Raw genomic sequence first — 19,019 nt, forward strand, 5'->3', positions numbered from 1 at the left:
CTTGGGCCCTGAATCAGCCCAGGTCGGCCAGCGCGCCCCGCACGGCATCCAGATTCGCCGGCAGCTCCACCGGAGGATTCGCGTAGCGGCTCGTCACGTCCGCGAGCGCACTCCGGTGGTAGCCCACCTTGAAGTCCGCGAACTTCAGCCCGTGCGCGGTGGCCACCACCGCCACGCGCGAGTCCTTCGCGATGACCCCCTGGGCCACCAGCTTCTCCACCGCCGCCAGCGCCACGCCCGTCTGCGGACACGTGAAGGTGCCCTCGCGGTCCGCCCGGGCCGCGGCGTTGGACAGCTCGGACTCCGTGGCTTCCTCCACCACGCCGTCAAAGGCCTTGAGGACTCGCACCGCGCGCTTGAAGGACACCGGGTTGCCAATCTGGATGGCGGACGCCAGCGTCTTCTCCGCCTGCATCGGCACCAGTTCCTTGAAGCCGCCGCGGAAGGAGCGGGCCAGCGGGTTGGCCCGCTGAGCCTGCGCCACGGCGATGCGCGGCCGCTTCGTGATGAGCCCCAGCTCCAGCATCAGCTCGAAGCCCTTGCCCAGCGCGCTGGCGTTGCCCAGGTTGCCTCCGGGAATCACCACCCAGTCGGGCGGCTCCCAGCCCAGGTCCTGACACAGCTCCACGGCGACCATCTTCTGGCCCTCGATGCGCAGCGAGTTCATCGAGTTGGCCAGGTACAGCCCCGTGTCCGCCGTCACCGCCTGCACCAGCTTCATGCAGCCGTCGAAGTCCGTGTCCAGCGACAGCACGCGCGCGCCATTGGCAATCGGCTGCACGAGTTGCGCGAGCGACACCTTGTCGCGCGGAAGGAAGACCACCGCGGGAATCCCGGCCGCCGCGCAGTAGGCGGACAGCGCCGCGGACGTGTCCCCCGTGGACGCGCATGCCACCGCGCGCAGCGGCACGCCCCGGGCACGCATGTGCTTCACGGCGGAGACCAGGACCGTCATGCCCCAGTCCTTGAAGCTCCCCGTCGGGGAAACGCCGCACTCCTTCAAGTCCAGCGCCGCCAGCCCCAGCTCCGAGGCCATGCGCGGCAGCGGCTTGAGCGGCACGCGCCCCTCGCCCAGGGACACGATGTCCTCGTCGGGAAGCCCCGGAATGGCCCACTCGCGCTTGCCCCATACGCCCGAGGCCTCCGGCAGCCGCGCGGAGCCGAAGCGCGACTCGAAGCGCCGCTTCCACATCACCCCGGGCACGGCGCGCAGGGCCGCCAGGTCGTGCGACACCTCCAGCAGGCCGCCACAGCGCGGGCACCGGTACACCACGTCCAGCAGCGAGGCGCGGAAGTCACAGCCCTCACTGCACGCGTACTCGGCCCGGAACTTCGGATCAGGGACGATCATGCTTCCACTCTAGATCGCGTCCCACACTCCGAGCAGATCTTCCCGTGCCGCACCGGGGTGTGGCACGTCGAGCAGGCGGCCCAGCCTTCCTCCTCCACGCCCGAGCCCTTCGCGCCCGCCACGGCGGTGGCCGCCAGGCGCGCCCGGGGCAGCCGCATGCCGCAGTGGTCGCAGAGCAGTCCCTGCGCCTGCACGTTGCGGCAGTAGCGGCACACGACGGCGCCCGTGGGCGCGGCGGTGCGTACGCCGTCGTCCTGGGCGCGGCCGGTGTCCAGGTCCTCCATCAGCGCCACGGGCACGGCGCCGGTGGCTCCCGCGCGCGTCAGCTCCAGGTCCGGCACCGACTGGGCCGGCAGGTCGGGGCCAGCCCTCAGGCGCGTCGCATCCAGCTCGGGCAGCACGGCGACTTCCACCGGGACACGGCCGCCCGTGTGCGGGGTCAGCTCCAGCTCCGCCAGGGGGGCCACGGGCGCCGCTTCGACAACGGGCGCCGGGAAGACCCGGCCACAGACGTCGCACTCGGTCCCCTCGGGTTGAACGTGGTCGCACACCGGACAGATGATCATGATGCGCGAACGTTAGCGGGCCGCCGCTCCCGGGAGCAACGCGACTTCCAGACGATGATGGGCTTGCGGGCAGGCAGGCGACGGGTCCCCACCCACCCAAGCCACATTCTCATTCTCGCGGAAAGGCCTGCCCCGTCATGGGGACGAAGCGCACCGGGAGCAGCCGCTCGACGAGGGGCAGGTCCCCCTCGCGCCGGGCGCGCTGGATGCGCAGCAGCTCCTGTGAGCCTCCCAGCGGGCCCACGGGGATGACCAGCCGTCCGCCGCGCTGGAGCTGGGCGACCAGGGGAACGGGGATTTCGCTGGGCGCGGCGGTGGCGAGGATGGCGTCGAAGGGCGCCGCCTCGGGCCAGCCCAGCGAGCCGTCTCCCTTGCGGAAGTACACGTTCTCGAAGCCCAGGCGCCACAGCAGCCGCCGCGACGAGCGCGCGAGCTCCGAGACGATTTCCACCGTGTACACCTCGCGGCACAGCAGCGCGAGCACCGCCGTCTGGTAACCGGAGCCGGTGCCAATCTCCAGCACGCGCTCGTGCCCCTTGAGCTGGAGGGCCTCCGTCATCAGCGCCACGACGTACGGCTGGCTGATGGTCTGGCCGTAGCCGATGGGCAGCGGTACATCCGCACCGGCCTCGGCGCGCGCACGCTCCGGGACGAAGTCGGCGCGGTCCAGCCGGGCAATCGCCTCCAGCACACGCCGATCCTGGATGCCCTGGTCCTTCAGGTACTCGGCACGTCCCCAGTCGCCCATGCCATGACAATAGTCACCGGAGGGCAGGCAGGCATGCTCCCACGGCCCCCGTGCGGCCCGGCCCGAGCTCCAGGCCCGGCTACCCCACCCGCGCCAGCGCGAGGCGGCCTTCCCACCGCTCCTCGAGCGCCTTCACCAGGCCCTGATTCTCCCGGGCCTTCAGCTCCGGGTCCTTCTCCAGGATGCGCCGGGCCTCGGCCTGGGCCATGGACAGTAGGTCGCCGTCCCTCGCCAGGTTGGCCACCGCCAGCTCGGGCAGGCCGCTCTGGCGCGTGCCCAGGAACTCGCCGGGCCCGCGAATCTCCAGGTCCTTCTCCGCGATGACGAAGCCGTCGCTGCTGCGCTCCATCACCCCGAGCCGCTCGGTGGACTCCCACGAGCGCGCGGCGCCGGCAATCAGATAGCAGTAGCTCGCCGCCGCGCCGCGCCCCACGCGCCCCCGGAGCTGGTGGAGCTGGGACAGGCCGAAGCGCTCGGCGTGCTCCACCACCATCACCGACGCGTTGGGCACGTCCACGCCCACCTCCACCACGGTGGTGCAGACGAGGAGGTCCAGGTGCTTCTCGCGGAACGCCTCCATGACGGCGTCCTTCTCCTCGCCCTTCATCCGCCCGTGCAGCAGGCCGACCCTGGCCTGGGGGAACACCTGCGCCAGCTTCTCCACACCCTGCGTGGCGTCCTCCAGGTCGAGCTTCTCGGACTCCTCCACCAGCGGATAGACGACGTACGCCTGATGGCCCTTCGCCAGCTCGGAGGCCACCGACTCGTACACGCGGGTGCGCTGCTTCTCGTTGAAGACGCGGGTGCTGATGGGCGTGCGCCCCGGCGGGAGCTGGTCGATGACGGACAGGTCCAGGTCCCCGTACAGCGTCATGGCCAGCGTGCGCGGAATGGGCGTGGCCGTCATCACCAGCACGTCCGGCTTCGGGCCCTTGCTCATCAGCGTGTGACGCTGGAGCACACCGAAGCGGTGCTGCTCGTCGATGACCGCGAGCCCCAGCCGCTGGAAGGAGACGTCCTGCTGGATGAGCGCGTGCGTGCCCACCGCGAGGTGGATGTCCCCGCGCGCCACGGCGTCACGCCGCTCGCGCTTGGACTTCGCCGTGCCCGCCGCGCTAAAGAGCCCCACGTTGTAGCCCAGTGGCTCCAGCACCTTGCGGAAGCTGCGCTCGTGTTGCTCGGCCAGGATTTCCGTGGGCGCCATGACGGCCACCTGGTAGCCGTCCTGCAGCGCGACCATGGCGGCAATCATCGCCACCGCCGTCTTGCCGCTTCCCACGTCGCCCTGCACCAGCCGGTTCATCGGCTCCGGGCGCGCCATGTCCCGGGCAAGCTCCTGCACCACCTTCGCCTGGGCGCCGGTGAGCTGGAACGGGAGCGCGGCGCGGCCCTTGTCCAGCCGGGTCGGGGACACGTCGAAGGAGATGCCCTCCTCCGCCTTGATGCCCTGCCGCTTGAGCGCCATGCCGAGCTGGAGGAAGAACAGCTCGTCGAACGCGAGGCGCCGGTGCGCCTCACTCTGGTGCGAGTCGAGCGCCTCCAGGTCCGCGTCGCCGGGCGGGAAGTGGATGAAGCGCAGCGCGTCCGGCAGGCCCATCAGCTCCAGGCGGCGGCGCAGGTCCACGGGCAGCGGGTCCTCCAGCGCCTGCGCGTACTTGTCCCCGACGCTGGCGGCCAGGTCCCGGAAGGAGCGCTGCTCGGCGCGCTCGAAGCCCGGGTAGATGGGGACGATGCGGTTGAAGTGGACGGAGGAGGACTCGATGTCCTCGGCGGGCTCGATTTCCGGGTGGGCCATCTCCCGGCCGCTCATGGTGGCGCGCACCTCGCCGGAGAGGACGATGCGCTTGCCCACCGTGAAGCGGCTCTTCAGCCACGGCCCCGCGTTGAAGTACGTGGCGGCGATGCTTCCCGAGGAGTCACCCACGACGGCGCGGAACATGCGCTTGCCACCGCGGCCGGGCACGAAGTCCGCGAGCCTCACGACGCCCACGGTGACACCGCGCTGGCCGGGCTCCAGCTCGGCGATGGTGCTCAGCTTCCTGCGGTCCTCGTAGCAGCGCGGCAGCAGGAAGAGGATGTCGCCCAGCCGGCGCAGGCCCTTCTTGTTGAGCGTCGAAACGAGCCGCGGGCCCAGCCGCTTGTCCAGCGTCTTCAGCGGCATGGACAGCGGCCCCGTGCGAGGGGCAATGGACAGGAGCTTCGCCTCGGCGCGTGAGGCCTCGGCCGCCACCGCGCGCTTCTTCTTTCGCTCCGTCTTCTCCTTGCGCGTCTTCGCGCCGGGCACGGCTTCCGGCACCGTGGCGAGCGTGGCCTGCCGGGGGCCCTTGCCGGTGGGAGCAGCAGCCGGGATCGGGGCCGCGCTTCGGGCGGCGGGCAGGGCTCCGGGGCGTGCACCCGGGACGGCCGACGCGGCACCGGCGCGTGGTCCCGAGGCGGCCGGCACGGCTCCGACGCGCGGGTCCGGTGCGGCCGGCAGGGCTCCAGCGCGCGAGCCCGGAGCCGGCGCATCCTTCGCCCGGGGAGGCGCGGCCACGGGCTCGACGGACTTCCACGGAGGGACATAGCCCGGGGGCGTCGCTCCGGCGGCCGCGCCCTCCACCACCGGCAGGCGGCGCGTGCGGTGCTTCTCCACGGGAGCCAGCACACTCTCCCGCACGAGCGTCCGCGGGACAGGCGCGGCTCCTTCGGGAAGCTGGGCCACCGCGCCCACGCCCTCCAGCTCCGCCGGAAGCTCCACGCCGCTGAGCTTCAGTCCGGCCACCACGCGGCGCAGCGCGGCCTTGCGTCGCTCGGGCGCGGGGTCATCCACGTAGGGCAGCGCCGCGCGCAGGTGGTCCAGGGCCTGGGCATCCACGCCGCTGGCCCCCGCGAGCGCTCGCTCCAGCACCGGACGCAGCCCCTTGACGGTGGCGAGCATCGCGAAGTCGCGCTGGCACGCATACCGGAGGGGACCGACGAGGCTGGCGAGCGGATGGTTCACGCGCGGGTTCCGTCGCACATCCTACGGAAGAGGGCTGACGTCTCCCAGGAAACGAGACCGGGGGAGCGAGCCCGTGCCCGCTCCCCCGGCAGCTCCCCGAAGGGAAACGCGATCAGCTCTCGCCGGACGTCACACCCTCGTCCGGGTCCTCGAAGCGAACCTTCGTGATCTCCAGCTCCTTCGTGCCGCCGGGGCTCTGCACCGTGGCGATGTCGCCCACCTTCTTGCCGATGAGCGCGCGCGCCACCGGCGAGGTGACGGCAATCCACCGCTTCTTCAGGTCGGCCTCCAGCTCGCCGACGAGCCGGTACGTCACCGGCTTCTCGGTCTCCGTGTCCAACAGGTCCACCGTCGCACCGAAGACGACCTTTTCACCGCCCAGCTTGCTCGTGTCGATGACCTCCGCGCGGGCAATCCAGTCGTTGAGGTCCAGGATGCGGCCCTCGATGTGCGACTGCTTCTCCTTGGCCGCGTGGTACTCGGCGTTCTCGCGCAGGTCCCCATGGGCGCGGGCGACCTCGATTTCGCGCGAGATCTTCCCCCGCTCGACGGACTGGAGGTGCTTGAGCTCCTCCTTCAGCTTGCGCAGTCCGGACGGGGTCATCGGGATGTTATCGCTCCCGCTGCTCATCGAAACGGCTCCTTCCACCACTCCCTGGTTCAATACACAGGGGGCCGGCACTCCTCACGGAGCCCGGCCCCCACGAAAGTCCCAATGTAGGGAACCCATCACAGCCTGGTCAACGAAAGCCGTACATGGAATCGGGGCTTCTGCTGTCCGTACGACGGGCGACCCGGTAGTCTGCCCGCGTGCTGTCCGTCCAGGAACTGCGCGCGCTCGCCGCCGCGCTGACCACCCCCGCCTTCCAGCGTCAGCTCGGCCCCTTCGCGCTCATCCAGCGCCCACCCGCCGACGCGTCCGCCGCCGTCCTCGCCCCCACCCGCATGGCCGCGCCCGAGGACATCCAGCAGGGAATGCTCGCCCTCCTGTTCGAATTCGAACACCTGCGCGTGGCCACGCTGCCGCCGCTGCAGTCCACGGACCGGCTGCGCATCGGCCGCCGCATGGACTGCGACCTCCTCATCGACGACGCGTCCGTCTCCAAGATGCACGCGGAGCTGCGCTGGAACGAGGCCGAGCAGCGCTGCACGGTGCAGGACCTGGGCTCCACCAACGGCACCTTCCTCAACGCCCAGACGCTGGGAAAGCGCGAGGCGGTGCTGCGTGACGGCGACATCCTGAGCTTCGGCAACGTGCAGTTCTGGTACCTGCTGACGGGCACGCTGCACGAGCGGCTCCGCTCGGGCGACGCCACCGGGCTGGGCTCCCGCAGCGGGTGAGTCGCGAGGGCGCACGCATGGCGGGAGAAACGAACCTGGACGTGCTGCTCAGTCGCATGCGGCCGGTGCTCAAGGACGGGGAGTACGTCTTCTGCACCCTGCCCCACCCGGCCACCCCGGACCTGGGCGCGCTGGCGCCCGTGGGCCTCTTCCACGAGGACGAGGGCCTGACGCTCATCCTCCGCCGCGAGCGCGCCGACGCGGCGGGGCTGCCGTACACGGGCACGTTCCGCCAGGTGACACTGTCGGTGCACTCCAGCCTGGACGCGGTGGGCTTCATCGCCGCCGTCGCCACGCGTCTGGCCGCGCACGGCATCGGGGTGAACCCGGTGGCCGCGTACCATCACGACCACCTGTTCATCCCTGCCGCGCGGGCCACGGATGTCATGGCCCTGCTGGACTCCTTCGCGCGCTGAAGCGTCAGCGCTTGTGGAGAATCGCCGTGTCCCCCGTCAGCCACAGCTCCGAGGCGGAGGCCGCCCAGAGCCCGGAGTAGTCGTGGCGGGTTCCGGTGCGCTCGGGCACCCACTTCGTGCCCTTCAGGCGCAGCAGCGTGCCCTGGTCTCCCGCGGCCCACACCTCGCTAGCGGAGGTGCCCCACACCGCCTCCAGGTTGGCGCTGGTGCCGGTGCACGCCGTGCTCCAGGCGGTGCCGTCGAAGTGCAGCAACGTGCCCCCGTCACCCGCCGCCCAGAGGTCCGCGGGCCCGGAACCCCAGACACTCCGCAGGCTCTTGAGCGTGCCCGAGGTCATCGCACTCCACGCGCTGCCATTCCACTGGAGGATGGTCCCCTCGGCCCCCACCGCCACCGCCAGCGACGCGTTGCCCGCCCAGACGTCATACAGCGGCTTCGTGTTGCCCGTGGGCACCAGCGTCCAGCCCGTGCCGTCGCGGTGCAGTGCTTCGCCGTGCTCTCCCACCGCCCAGACGTCCGACGCGGAGGTGCCGTGAACCGCCGTCAGGCCCGTGTCGCTCTGGAAGTGGTCCTGGCTCCACGTCGTCCCATTCCACCGAAGGATGTATGCGTTGGCGGTGACCACCCAGACGGCCGACGGCGACGCGGCGTAGACACCCCGGTAGTCATACGAGACGCCCAGCCCCTCCTTGCTGGCGGGGGCCCAGGCACCGGCGCTCCACCGCAGCACCTGGCGCTCGCTGTCCACCGCCCACACGTCCTGGGGCCCGCTGCCATGCACATCCACGACGCTGCCCAGGGTGATGGGGTTCTGCGACGCCCAGGTGGAGCCCGTCCACCGCGCCATGCGATTGCCCGAGGCGAAGAGCCACACGTCGTCCGCGCCGCTCCCGGCCATGAGGCCGCTGATGCCGTTGCTCAGCTTCTCCCACGTCGCCGCATTCCAGCGATAGCGCGTCTCCCCCGTGACGAGCACCGTCGACGGCGCCGCGGCGAACACGTGGAAGAACTGGTCCGAGGTGCGCAGGCGCTCCTCCAGGCCGGACGTGGAGACGCGGTAGACGATGCCGTAGTCGTCGCAGAAGAGGCACGGGTCGTCGGACGTCACGGCCCACACGTCGCTCGGACCGGTGCCCGTCACCTCGTACAGCGGCAGGTCCGTGCCCGCGTCGACGGCGGAGAACGCGGCCCCGTCATGGTGGCGCAGCGTGCCCTTCTGCCCCACCACCCAGAGGTCGTTCGCACCGCTGCCCCAGATGCCATTGAGGTCCTGCGTCGTGCCCGCGCTCACGGTGTTGAAGCCGGAGCCCTCGCCGTGCACCACGGTTCCGCCGGCGCCCACGGCCCAGACGTTGCCCGGCCCGGCGGCCCACACGGAGGACAGACTCCGCGTCGTGCCCGCGTCCACCGCCGTGAAGGCGCCGCCCGACGAGCGCACGACAGTGCCCTTCTCACCCACGGCCCACACCTCCGTGGCGGAGACCGCGTGGATGTCATGCAGGTCCGCGACCGTTCCACCCGTGACGCGCGTCCACCGCGTTCCATCCCAGTGCTGGACGTAGCCCAGCTCGCCCACGGCCCAGCCGTCATTCGCGGCACGGAAGTGCGCGCCCTTCAGCGTGTAGCCATGCGGCAGCGGGTACTCCCAGCACCAGCAGTCCGCGCTGCACACGCGCCCACCGTCCGCCAGCGCGCAGCTTCCGGCCGGAGCCGGGTCGCCGCACACTTCCGGGTCCGTGCAGGTCGGGCACGTGACGCCGCCGTCCGACGAAGTGCCTCCATCCGAGGACGTGCCCGCGTCGTCCGGAGTGGGCTCCTCCTCGTCGGAGTCACAGCCCGCGAAGCCGAGGGCTGCCACGAAGAGGAGCGCGAGTGGGAGCGCCAGTGCGCGGGTGGACACCGGGCCACCGCGCGAAGCGGGGACCGCGGCTGCCGCGAGGTCGGTGTCGCGGGACATGGGGGCTCCAGAGTCCGTGCTCCGCCGCGGAGTGGGGGCCGCACCTGCTGCGTCGTTGTTGTCGCGGGACATGGCATTCCTTGCCGACTGCAAGAGCAGACTCGTGGCGCCTGGCCCGCCCGGGTCCGGGTTCGGTGATGTATTGCAAGTGACGCTCCCTGCTGGATCCCCGGGCTCTCGATTCCCGGGGTCCCGTGCGCCGCACCGCGTCCAGCGGAGCAGGCCTCCAGACAGAGCGGTGCGAGGCCGTAGCCGGCTCACGCCGGCATGCCTACAGTCGACGCTGGCGCGGCGGCAGGGCCGGTGCCGTGTCCGGGTGCGAGGGGAACGAGGGAATGTCGGCCGAGGGTGACGAGCAGGAACTGCGCGAGGCCATCCGCAAGCTGGAGTCCACTGTCGCCTCGCTGGAGGCGCGCCTCGCCCGCCTGGAGACGTCCGGCGCCCGGGCCGAGCCGCCGCCTACCGTTGTCGCGGCGGAAGCCACCCGCGCCGTCGCGCCCGCGGCTCCGGAACAGCGCGATTTGGAGGCGCACCTCGGCACCTACTGGCTGAGCCGGCTGGGTATCGTCGCGCTCATCATCGGCATCGCGTACCTCATCACCTACCGCTTCGGTGAATTGGGGATGCTGGCCCGCGTGGTGGCCGGGTACGTGCTGAGCGCGGGCCTGGGCGCATTCGGCCTCTGGCTGGCGCGGCGGCATGAGTTGTTCGGGCGCATCGTCTTCGGCGGCGGCCTGGCGCTGGCGTACTTCGTCACGTACGCGCTGCACTTCCTGCCCTCGGTGCGCGTCATCGAGAGCCAGGCGCTCGCGCTGGTACTGCTCGCGCTGCTGGTCGTGGCCATCGTGGTGATTGCCCACCGGATGCAGTCGGAGACGGTGGCCGGCATCGCGCTCTTCCTCGGGCTGCACACGGGGATGCTCAGCGAAATCACCACCTTCACGCTGCTGTCCACCACGCTGCTCGCGTCGGGCGCCCTCTTCTTCCTCGTGCGGAACCGGTGGGTCGTGGTGCCGCTGTCCAGCCTGGTGGCGGTGTACTCGACGCACGTCGTCTGGGCGCTGCGCAACGACAGCGTGGCCCCCGGCGCGCCGGAGCGCGAGCGGCTGCTCCTGAGCCTGGGCTTCCTCCTCCTCTACTTCGTGCTCTTCTCCGTGGCGCTGCTGGCCCGCCCACGCGAGCTGTCCCGGCGCGCGTGCCTCGCCTTCGCACTGCTCAACTGGGTGGGGCTGGCGCTGCTCGGCGGATACGAGGTGGCGCGGTGGAGCGAGAGCCACCTCTTCACCTTCTTCGTGGTGCTGGCGCTCGCCGAGGCCGGCAGCGCCGCGGTGGCGCGCGCGCGGCAGGCCCCCGGCCCCCTCTTCCACGCGTACCTCGCGCTCACCGCCATCACCTTCGCCCTGGCCATGCCCACCGAGTACCAGGACGCCACCCTGGTGGCCGCGTGGACGGTGACGGGCCTGGCCACGGGGCTCGCGGCGCGCGGCACGGACTCGCCGGTGCTGCGGTGGGTGGGCGTGCTCATCCTCTTCACCGCGCTGGGCACGTGTGAGGTGCTCACGCCCGGACGGGCGCTGCTGCTCGCGGCCCTCTTCGCCGCCTTCGTCATCGTCGAGCGCGCCGGCTCCGCGCTCTGGCCGGGCCCGCCTCCTGCGAGTGCGCAGCGGGGAGACGCCCTTCTCCAGGCAGCCTGCGCGGCGGGCGCGGGGCTGTCGCTCCTCGGGCTCGTGGGTGGGCTGATGCCCGAGGGGCTCGTCACGCTGGGCTGGGTGGTGGCCGCCTTCGGCCTCTTCGCCCTGGGCTTCGCCGTGCGCGAGCGCTGGTACCGGTGGGCGGCCCTCGCCCTCCTCGGGCTCGCCCTGGTGCGCCTGCTGGTGGTGGACCTGGCCAACCTCCCCGCCGACCAGCGCGTGCTCACCTTCATCCTGCTGGGGGTGATGTTGCTGGTCATTTCCTACACGTACACGCGCCTGAGGGACCGCAAGGGTTGAGGCGCGGGCGCGCACCATTGGACTCACCAGGCACAGCCCACCCCACCCGCCCGGTTGGGCTCTTGACTCCCAACCCATGACACGGCATTTCGCCGGGGAAACCTTCATGGGCCAGGAGGCCGCCATGTCCACGCCAGTACGCGACGAGCGCGACTACTTCGAGCGCATCTACACCGCCTCCGAGCAGGTACCGCACGGCCAGGTGGCCACGTACGGAGACATCGCCACCATCGTGGGTGACGGCTGTGATGCCCGCATCGTGGGCCATGCGCTGGGTGCGCTCGGCTCTCGCTCGGCGAAGGTGCCGTGGCAGCGCATCATCAGCCGCACCGGCGGCATCAGCACGTCGGGCCACGGCCAGCGCGAATTGCTGGAGGCGGAGGGCGTCGCCTTCGACGCGCGCGGCCACGTGCGCATGGACGCGCACCACTGGCCGGGCCCGAGCGAGGAATGGGCCCGCGCCCACGGGTTCCAGACGCTGCCCCAGCGCCCCGGGAGCGCGCCGGACCCGCAGCTTCGTCTCTTCTGAAGAGCGGGCGCTCGCCGCCCCGCCTGCTTTGCACGGGGGAATAGAAGCGGGAGCATCTGATTCCGGCCACCGGGCCGGAATCCAACATGCCGCTCGCGTTCCTCCGCTGGGGTGTCCTCATCCTCGTGTGCCTCGTCGCGTCGTCGTCGTTCGCCGCCGGCTCCACCAAGAGCCGCCGGCCGAAGACGAAGGGCTCGAAGCTCGTCCGCATCAAGGGCGGCGAGCTGCTCCACCATGCCGCCGCCGAGGCATTCCTCCGCATGAGCACGGAAGCGCGCGAGGACGGCGTGTCGCTGCGGGTCACCAGCGGCTACCGCTCGCGGCGGGAGCAGCGCTGGCTGTACCAGCGCTACCGCAAGGGACTGGGCCCGAAGGCCGCGCGGCCCGGGCGCTCCAACCACCAGCGCGGGCTCGCGGTGGACCTCGTCGTGGGGGACGTCAGCTCGAACACCTACGACTGGCTCGCGTCGCATGCGTGCCGATTCGGCTTCCGTCGCACGGTGCCGTCCGAGCCGTGGCACTGGGAGTTCCGCCCGCGCACCACCCTGGGTCCCTCCGAGGGCCAGGACTGCCTGGGCCGGGACGTGGGCCCCGCGCCCGTCCCGGAGCCCGTCGCCAAACAGGACGCGAGCTGAGCTACAGCCGCGCCAGCGTGACATCCAGCACGCGTGCCTCGTAGCCGCAGTTGCAGCAAGCGCCCACCACCAGCACCTCCGGCACCGTCACCTCCACGGACGCGGGCCGGTAGCCGGGGGCGCGGACCTCGAAGGCGTAGTCGCCCGGCGCGTGGACGTTCGTCGAGCACACCGTCGTGGTGCCATCCGCGCCGCAGCTCCCGTCGATGCCGGACAGCTCCGCGTCGGGCATGGGATTGCCGGGCCCGCCGCTGACGCGCACGGTGATGGCGGGCGCGCAGGGGCCACAGACGACGCCCTCGCAGGAGCGCTCGTCCGGCGGTCCGTCCTCGCCATCCCCGAGCGTGCGCTCCAGCGTGGACGGGAGGTCACACCCGCCCAGGGCGAGCGCGACGAGCAGCGGGAAGGCGAAGGTGCGGGCCATGACCCGGGTTGGAAGCAACTCACATACCGGGCGCCAGGCACACTGAACCACGCGTAACTCCAGGCCCTGCCCTCCCCGGCCCCCTCGAAAAAACGAGGTGCCCATGGTTTTCCAGCGGTCGCCATGCGGGCTCCGGCCCTGGTGGCCCCGAGTCCCCATCGACGCGGGAGGCATGATTTCCGGCTTGCACCTCGACTAGCGTATGGCCCCTCTTCTTGAGGGGGGCTCATGCTCGTCGTGCCGTCCATCCTGGAAGCGGTCACCGTCCATGCCGAGGGCGCGCTGTGTACACGCGTCGCCACGGTGCAGGCGGAGGGTGGCCGACTCCCCACGCAGGTGCGCATCAATGGCCTGCCCTTGTCGCTGCGCTCCGGCTCACTGCGCGCAACCGTGTTGCAGGGGCCACCGGGGCTCGCCGTGCGCGACATCCGTCCCGCCTTCGACGTCCAGCTTCCCGCCGAGGTGGACGTCCCCACCGAGCAGCGTGCACTGGAAGCCGCCCGCGCCCGGCACACCGAGGTGTCGGCGGCCCTGAGCGTCCTGCAACGCGAGCTGCGGTCGGTGATGAAGCTCACGCCCACCTTCCCTTCCCGGAAGAAGGACGAGCTGCAGCCCCGCGACGCCCCGGTGGCCGCGCTGCTGTCGCTCACGTCCCTGGTGGACTCGGAGCTGGCCGCGCTCCTGGCGAAGAAGCTGGACCTGGAGCGCCAGCAGCGCGACGCCGACGCGGAGGTGACGCTGCGCAAGCAGCGCCTCCAGGAAGCCTCGTCGACGGCGCGCGGCCAGCGGGCCCGCGTGTACCGCGCCGCCATCCTCACCCTGGCCGGCCTTCCGGGCGTGGAGCACCCCGCGAAGCTCGCGCTCGAGTACGCAGTGCCGGGCGCGCTCTGGGTGCCCACCTACGACTTGCGCCTGCCGCGCACACTGGAGGAGGGAACACTGCGCATGCGCGCCTCCGTCCTCCAGCGCACCGGCGAGGACTGGACGGGGGTGAAGCTGTCGGTCTCCACCGCCGACCTGGCGCGGCGCGCGGAGGTGCCGGAATTGAAGGCGCTGCGCATCGGCCGGCGTCAGCCGCCCCCCGCGCGCTCCGGCTGGCGCGAGCCACCGCCCGGCCTGGACGAGCTGTTCGCGGGCTTCGACGCCACGCGCGTCCCCGCGAGGGCCGAGCCGCCGCCGCTGCCCAAGCCCCAGGCCCAGCCCGTCTTCCTCCAGGAGCCCATGCCCGAGGAGGACGCCGGCGCTCCGATGGAGGAGATGGCGAAGGAGGCGCCCATGATGGAGCGCCGTCGCTCCGTGGCCAGGGACGACCTCATGTCGACCACGGGCTCCTTCGCTCCCCCGCCTCCGGCCGCGGCACCGGCCGCCGGGTCCATGCCCCCGATGTCCCGCCCACGCAACGCGATGCCCTCTCGCCCCATGGCCCCCAAGATGAAGAAGGGCGGGCGAGGGGGAGCCCCGCCCCCCATGGCGGAGAGCGCCGACGAGGACGCCTTCATGGACGCGCCGGGCGAAGCACCCGAGGGCGCCCCTCGCGACCTCCTGGGCGGGTATGGCGGCGGCGGTGGCAACACCGTGGAGGAGCGGCAGGCCTCGCGGCTGGAGCCGTCGGACACGCTGCTGGACTACGACCGGCTGGAGTTGGCGCCCGCAGAGGACTCCGGGACGCGCGGCCGGCTGCGCCCGCGTCCCGCCTACGTCACCCGGGAGCTGCTGGCGCTGGCGGCGGTGCACGTGCACATCGACGTCACCACGCTGGTCGCCATGAGCGAGCAGGAGGCGTCCAATATCTGGCTGGCACCTCCGCCCGCGTGGTCCGTGCCGCCCCGGCAGTCCTCGCCGCACTTCGACGCGCGCTTCGACGTGGAGACGCGGTCGGACGTGCCGTCCGACGGGACCTGGCACACGGTGCCGGTGCTGTCCGTCCCGGTAGGCCTGTCCGCCGAGTACGTCTGCGTGCCCTCGGTGGAGACGCGGGCCTTCCGCACGGTGCGCGTGGAGAACCGGACGCCCTACCCGCTGCTGGCCGGGCCGGTGGACGTCACGCTGGGCGACGAGTTCCTGATGACATCCCCGCTGCCCACCATGGCCCCCGGCGCGACGCAGCGACTGGGCCTGGGCGTGGAGGAGTCCATCAAGGTGGCGCGCAACACGCGCTTCGACGAGGCCACCGGCGGCATCTTCGGCGGCGCGACGATGCTGACGCACCACGTGTCCGTGGAGCTGGCCAACCGGCTGACCAACCGCGTCCTCGTGGAGGTGTGCGAGCGCGTGCCGGCCGTGCCCACGGGCTCGGAGAAGGACATCAAGGTGGAGGAGACGGAGGTGGCGCCGCTCTGGCAGAAGCGCACGCCGCTGCCCGGTGAGACGCAGGTGGAGGGCGAGCGCGCGTGGCGCGTGGTGCTCCAGCCGGGCGAGGCGCAGACACTGAAGGCGACGTGGACCGTGAAAATCCCCGCGAGCAAGATGCTCGGCGGGGGGAACCGGAGGACATGATGGGCGCCCCCTTTACCCTGCCCGTGGTCAAGGTCACCGTCCTCGAGGACCGCGCGCTCGTCGAGCGACGCGGCGAGGTGCCTCTCGTCGCAGGTGCACAGCGCCTGGTCATCGAGGGACTGTCGCCGCTGGCGGTGGACCGCTCGCTCCAGGCGAAGGTGGCCGGCGGCACCGTGTCCCAGGCGCGCGTCCGCCGCGCCGTGAAGCCCTATCGCCCGGAAGCGCTGCGCGAGCACCGCACGGAGCTGGGCCGGCGCGTGGCTGAACTGGAGCAGGAGCTGCGGCACGCGCAGGCGGAGGAGGAGCGGCGACTCCACAAGCACAACCTGCTCCTGAGCGCGCACGAGGACGTGTATCGCGCCATCTCCGAGGACGCCGGCCGGGGTCAGGACCGTCCGGAGGTGTGGCGCCAGCAGCTCACCACCGTGCGCCAGGCGTTGGACGCGGCGGACGCGGCGCTGCGCGCGTCGAACCGCGACGTCATCGAACGCCGGGAGCGGCTGGAAGAGGCGCGCGGCGCACTGGCGCGCACCGAGGGGCCGGAGTCGAAGCTGGACGTGTACGCCGAGCTGGAGGTGGGCCACCCCGCCGGCGGCTCCGCGGTGCTGTCCCTCACGTACCTGGTGCCCTGCGCGGCGTGGCGCCCGGCCTACCGCGCGACGCTGGAACGCGCCGAGAAGGGCGAGGTGGTGACGCTCGAGTGCGAGGCCGTGGTGTGGCAGCGCACCGACGAGGAGTGGAAGGACGCGGAGCTGGCCTTCTCCACGGCGCGCCCCACGCTGGGCGCCTCGCCACCGCGACTGGTGGAGGACTGGCTGTGGCTGCGCGACAAGACGGAGCGCGAGAAGCAGGTGGTGGAGGTGGCCATGCGCGAGGAGGTCATCCAGACCACCGGCGAGGGCGGCGCGGCGAAGCGCGAGGAGGGCCTGCCCGGCATGGACGACGGCGGCGAGCCGCTGACGCTGCTGGCGCAGCACCGGGCCACCGTGCCACCGGACGGAGAGCCGCACCGCGTGCCGCTGTTCCGCTTCACCGCGCCCGCGGCGTCCGAGTTCCTGGCCTGCCCGGAGCAGTCCCCGCTGGTGCACCGGGTGGCGCGCTTCGACAACACGGGCCCGTCGGTGCTGCTCGCGGGACCGGTGGACCTGGTGCGCTCCAGCGGCTACGTGGGCCGCGCGCAACTGCGCTTCACCGGACGAGGCGAGCGCGTGAAGCTGGGCTTCGGCAGCGAGGACTCGCTGCGCGTGGCACGCAAGGTGGACGAGGAGGTGGAGACGAGCCGGCTCACCGGCCGCCGCGTGCGCACGCAGCGGGTGAAGCTGTACGTCTCCAACATGGGCGCGCGGCCGGAGTCCGTGGCCCTGGAGGAGCGCATGCCCGTCTCCGAGGTGGAGGCGGTGGAGGTGATGCTGCTCAAGGATGCCACCCGGCCGGCCCCCAATCGCGTCAGCGAGGACGGCATCGTCCGCTTCGAGTTGGCGGCCCCTCCCCGCTCGCAGCAGGAGCTTTCGCTGGCGTACACCGTCACCAGTGCGTCGAAGGTGGCGGGGCTGTGATGGTTCCACCGCGCAACAGCTGTTTGGGAGGGCCCCTTCCACCGTGGTACGGGCCGTGACTAATCCCTCGGGAGGAGGAACCCCCATGAGAATCGCCCCCGCGCTGTGCTCCCTTGGACTGCTGGTATCGCTCGGTGTGCCGGTGTCCGCCCTGGCGGAGGATGTCCCCCCGCCCCCCATGGAGGAGCCTCAGGGCCGGCCACCGCAGCTCGCGGTGGAGGTGGGTGGCTCCTTCACGCGGATGGAGCACCCGTCCGCGCTCATCCCCAAGACGGCCGCGCTCACGAAGCCGCTGGACGCACGGCACAACGCGGTGCGGCTGTCGGGCGGGCTGCACTTCAATCTCGTCCGCGGCTCGAACCGGGATGACCTGTGGTGGATCAACGGCATCGACTGGTACTTCGCCAACGACGTGCAGGTGCTCTCGTTCCGGCCGGGGCTGGAGAAGCGCTTCGCGCTGGCGAAGCGGCTGACGCTCGGCGTGGGCGCGTTCGGAGGCGCGGCCGAGGTGTCCCTGCCCACGGGGCTGATTCAGCAGAACCAGCCCGGTGACCCGACCTCGGGCCCCACGCTGGGTGGCGCCTTCTCCGAGAACCGGGACCGCAAGTGGGTCTTCGGCGCGGGAGGGATGGCGTCAATCCATTACTCCTTCGGACGCTGGGTCTACACGCGCGTCCAGGCGGGCTACACGCAGTACTTCAACAAGGCGGACGACTTCGCGAGCTCCGCCACGGAATCGTTCTCCGTCTCGCTCAGCGGGCCGTTCGCGGGCGCGCTGCTGGGGTTGAGCCTCTGACGGCCGCGCGCTCCGCTCACCCGGCGGAGCGCACCAGGTCCCGCACGCCCCGCGCGGCGAGCCCTGCCGGCACGAGCCGGAAGAGTGAGTCGCGCAGGAAGCGGCCGGTGGGGCTCTCCATCTGCGCAAGCTGTCCCAGTCGCCACGAGCGGAGCACGAGCTGGTTGGCGCGCTCGCGGCGGCGCTGCTCGTAGGTGACGAGGGCGCGCGTCACGTCGGCTTCGGTGGACAGACACTCCGAGAGCACCACTGCGTCCTCAATGGCCTGACACCCGCCCTGCCCCAGGTTGGGCGTCATCGGGTGCGCGGCGTCACCGAGCAGCGTCACCCGGCCGTGGCTCCAGCGATGCAGCGGGGGCCGGTCGTGGATGTCGGTGCGGACGATGGCGTCCTCCGGCGTGGAGGCCAGGAGGTCTGCGATGGGGGCGTGCCAGCCTCCGAAGACTTCCTGGAGCCGGGCGCGCGTCGTGCCGGGAGCGTCGTGGCCACCGGGGGGCGCGTTGAGCGTGGCGTACCAGTACACCTGCCCGAAGCCGATGGGGACGACGCCGAAGCGCGCGCCACGGCCCCAGGTCTCCGAGACGTGGCCCGGGCGCGCGCCGGGGACCTCGGGGGAGATTCCGCGCCAGCTCGTGTAACCGGAGTACCGCAGGGGCGCGTCGCCGAGCAGCCCGCTGCGCACGGCGGAGCGCAGGCCATCCGCGCCCACGAGGACGTCGCCCGTCACGGTGCTCCCGTCCGACAGCGTCACCGTCACCTGGTGGTCGTCGGTCCGGAAGCCCGTCACCGCGAGCCCGAGCCGGACGTGCTCGGCACCAGCGTGCTCCAGGAGGACGCCCTGAAGCCGGGCGCGGTGGAGGCAGGTCATGGGGATGCCCAGTTCCTGCTGGAGTCGCTGGATGGGGAGCCGGGTGATGGCCGCTCCCGAGGGCCGGAGGATGGCGCTGTCGGTGGGACTGGCACCGGCCGCGGCCACGGCGTCGGAGAGGCCGATGCGGCGCAGGGCCACGGCGGCGTTCATCTGGACGATGATGCCCGCACCCACCCAGCGCAGCGCGTCCGCGCGCTCGAAGACGGTGACGGTGTGGCCCGCGCGGCGGAGCGCCCAGGCCAGCGTGAGGCCACCGATTCCGGCACCGGCGATGAGGATGTGCCTGGGAGTGGAGCCCGTGACAATTGACATGGAGTCTCATTAGCGCACGGCTCGCCGCCGTGGGTAGGGCAATGCTATGG

16 protein-coding genes are annotated in these 19,019 nt (G+C 71.9%); 8 read left to right on the forward strand and 8 right to left on the reverse strand.

Going from position 1 to position 19,019, the window contains the following annotated elements; genetic code table 11:
- Positions 1 to 13: 13 nt before the first annotated feature.
- The 5 genes from thrC to greA all read right to left on the reverse strand — a co-directional run bounded on the left by thrC (position 14) and on the right by greA (position 6,276).
- The gene (gene thrC, locus OV427_RS00195) at positions 14 to 1,351 is read right to left on the reverse strand and encodes a threonine synthase (RefSeq protein ID WP_267854100.1); all 1,338 of its coding nucleotides are present in this window, start codon (positions 1,349 to 1,351) and stop codon (positions 14 to 16) included.
- Complete coding sequence (locus OV427_RS00200) at positions 1,348 to 1,818, reverse strand: hypothetical protein (RefSeq protein ID WP_420718237.1); 471 nt, start codon at positions 1,816 to 1,818, stop codon at positions 1,348 to 1,350. Before OV427_RS00200 ends, thrC begins: the two co-directional genes overlap by 4 nt.
- Positions 1,819 to 2,026: 208 nt before the next feature.
- Entirely contained in the window at positions 2,027 to 2,665 is a 639-nt protein-coding gene (locus tag OV427_RS00205) for a protein-L-isoaspartate(D-aspartate) O-methyltransferase (RefSeq protein ID WP_267854102.1), read from the reverse strand.
- A 79-nt stretch (positions 2,666 to 2,744) separates the two neighbouring features.
- Complete coding sequence (gene recG / locus OV427_RS00210) at positions 2,745 to 5,645, reverse strand: ATP-dependent DNA helicase RecG (protein ID WP_267854103.1); 2,901 nt, start codon at positions 5,643 to 5,645, stop codon at positions 2,745 to 2,747.
- Between the two features lie 112 nt (positions 5,646 to 5,757).
- Positions 5,758 to 6,276: a transcription elongation factor GreA gene (gene greA, locus OV427_RS00215; RefSeq protein ID WP_267854104.1), complete on the reverse strand. Its 519-nt coding sequence runs from the start codon at positions 6,274 to 6,276 to the stop codon at positions 5,758 to 5,760.
- 179 nt (positions 6,277 to 6,455) lie between these two features.
- On the opposite strand from greA, the gene OV427_RS00220 reads away from it, so the two are divergent.
- Together OV427_RS00220 and OV427_RS00225 are read left to right on the forward strand one after the other, a co-directional pair.
- On the forward strand, positions 6,456 to 6,986 hold the full coding sequence (locus tag OV427_RS00220; protein ID WP_267854105.1) for an FHA domain-containing protein: 531 nt from the start codon (positions 6,456 to 6,458) through the stop codon (positions 6,984 to 6,986).
- 17 nt (positions 6,987 to 7,003) lie between these two features.
- Positions 7,004 to 7,402 (forward strand): ACT domain-containing protein, encoded by a 399-nt coding sequence (locus OV427_RS00225; RefSeq protein WP_267854106.1) that lies wholly within the window; start codon positions 7,004 to 7,006, stop codon positions 7,400 to 7,402.
- Positions 7,403 to 7,406: 4 nt separating this feature from the next.
- Here OV427_RS00225 and OV427_RS00230 read toward each other — a convergent pair whose 3' ends face one another.
- On the reverse strand, positions 7,407 to 9,359 hold the full coding sequence (locus tag OV427_RS00230) for a hypothetical protein (protein ID WP_267854107.1): 1,953 nt from the start codon (positions 9,357 to 9,359) through the stop codon (positions 7,407 to 7,409).
- Between the two features lie 335 nt (positions 9,360 to 9,694).
- On the opposite strand from OV427_RS00230, the gene OV427_RS00235 reads away from it, so the two are divergent.
- From OV427_RS00235 to OV427_RS00245, 3 genes are all read left to right on the forward strand, one after another.
- Positions 9,695 to 11,350 (forward strand): DUF2339 domain-containing protein, encoded by a 1,656-nt coding sequence (locus OV427_RS00235; RefSeq protein WP_267854108.1) that lies wholly within the window; start codon positions 9,695 to 9,697, stop codon positions 11,348 to 11,350.
- 124 nt (positions 11,351 to 11,474) lie between these two features.
- Complete coding sequence (locus OV427_RS00240) at positions 11,475 to 11,879, forward strand: MGMT family protein (RefSeq protein WP_267854109.1); 405 nt, start codon at positions 11,475 to 11,477, stop codon at positions 11,877 to 11,879.
- Positions 11,880 to 11,965: 86 nt separating this feature from the next.
- A complete protein-coding gene (locus tag OV427_RS00245; protein ID WP_267854110.1) occupies positions 11,966 to 12,514 on the forward strand; it encodes a M15 family metallopeptidase in 549 nt (182 codons plus the stop codon).
- Position 12,515: 1 nt separating this feature from the next.
- Here the strand turns inward: OV427_RS00245 and OV427_RS00250 are convergent, their stop codons facing one another.
- A complete protein-coding gene (locus OV427_RS00250; protein ID WP_267854111.1) occupies positions 12,516 to 12,938 on the reverse strand; it encodes a hypothetical protein in 423 nt (140 codons plus the stop codon).
- A 228-nt stretch (positions 12,939 to 13,166) separates the two neighbouring features.
- Between OV427_RS00250 and OV427_RS00255 the strand changes: the two genes are divergently transcribed.
- The 3 genes from OV427_RS00255 (at position 13,167) to OV427_RS00265 (ending at position 17,786) form a co-directional block, all read left to right on the forward strand.
- Positions 13,167 to 15,434, forward strand: coding sequence for a mucoidy inhibitor MuiA family protein (locus OV427_RS00255; RefSeq protein WP_267854112.1), 2,268 nt, complete (start codon positions 13,167 to 13,169; stop codon positions 15,432 to 15,434).
- Positions 15,434 to 16,990 (forward strand): DUF4139 domain-containing protein, encoded by a 1,557-nt coding sequence (locus tag OV427_RS00260; protein ID WP_267854113.1) that lies wholly within the window; start codon positions 15,434 to 15,436, stop codon positions 16,988 to 16,990. The genes OV427_RS00255 and OV427_RS00260 overlap by 1 nt, the downstream gene beginning before the upstream one ends.
- Before the next feature lie 85 nt (positions 16,991 to 17,075).
- Positions 17,076 to 17,786: a hypothetical protein gene (locus tag OV427_RS00265; RefSeq protein ID WP_267854114.1), complete on the forward strand. Its 711-nt coding sequence runs from the start codon at positions 17,076 to 17,078 to the stop codon at positions 17,784 to 17,786.
- A 16-nt stretch (positions 17,787 to 17,802) separates the two neighbouring features.
- Here the strand turns inward: OV427_RS00265 and OV427_RS00270 are convergent, their stop codons facing one another.
- Positions 17,803 to 18,969 (reverse strand): FAD-dependent monooxygenase, encoded by a 1,167-nt coding sequence (locus OV427_RS00270; protein ID WP_267854115.1) that lies wholly within the window; start codon positions 18,967 to 18,969, stop codon positions 17,803 to 17,805.
- Between the last annotated feature and the right edge of the window lie 50 nt (positions 18,970 to 19,019).

Origin of the sequence: Pyxidicoccus sp. MSG2 (assembly GCF_026626705.1) — a bacterium.
Classification (GTDB): Bacteria; Myxococcota; Myxococcia; order Myxococcales; family Myxococcaceae; genus Myxococcus.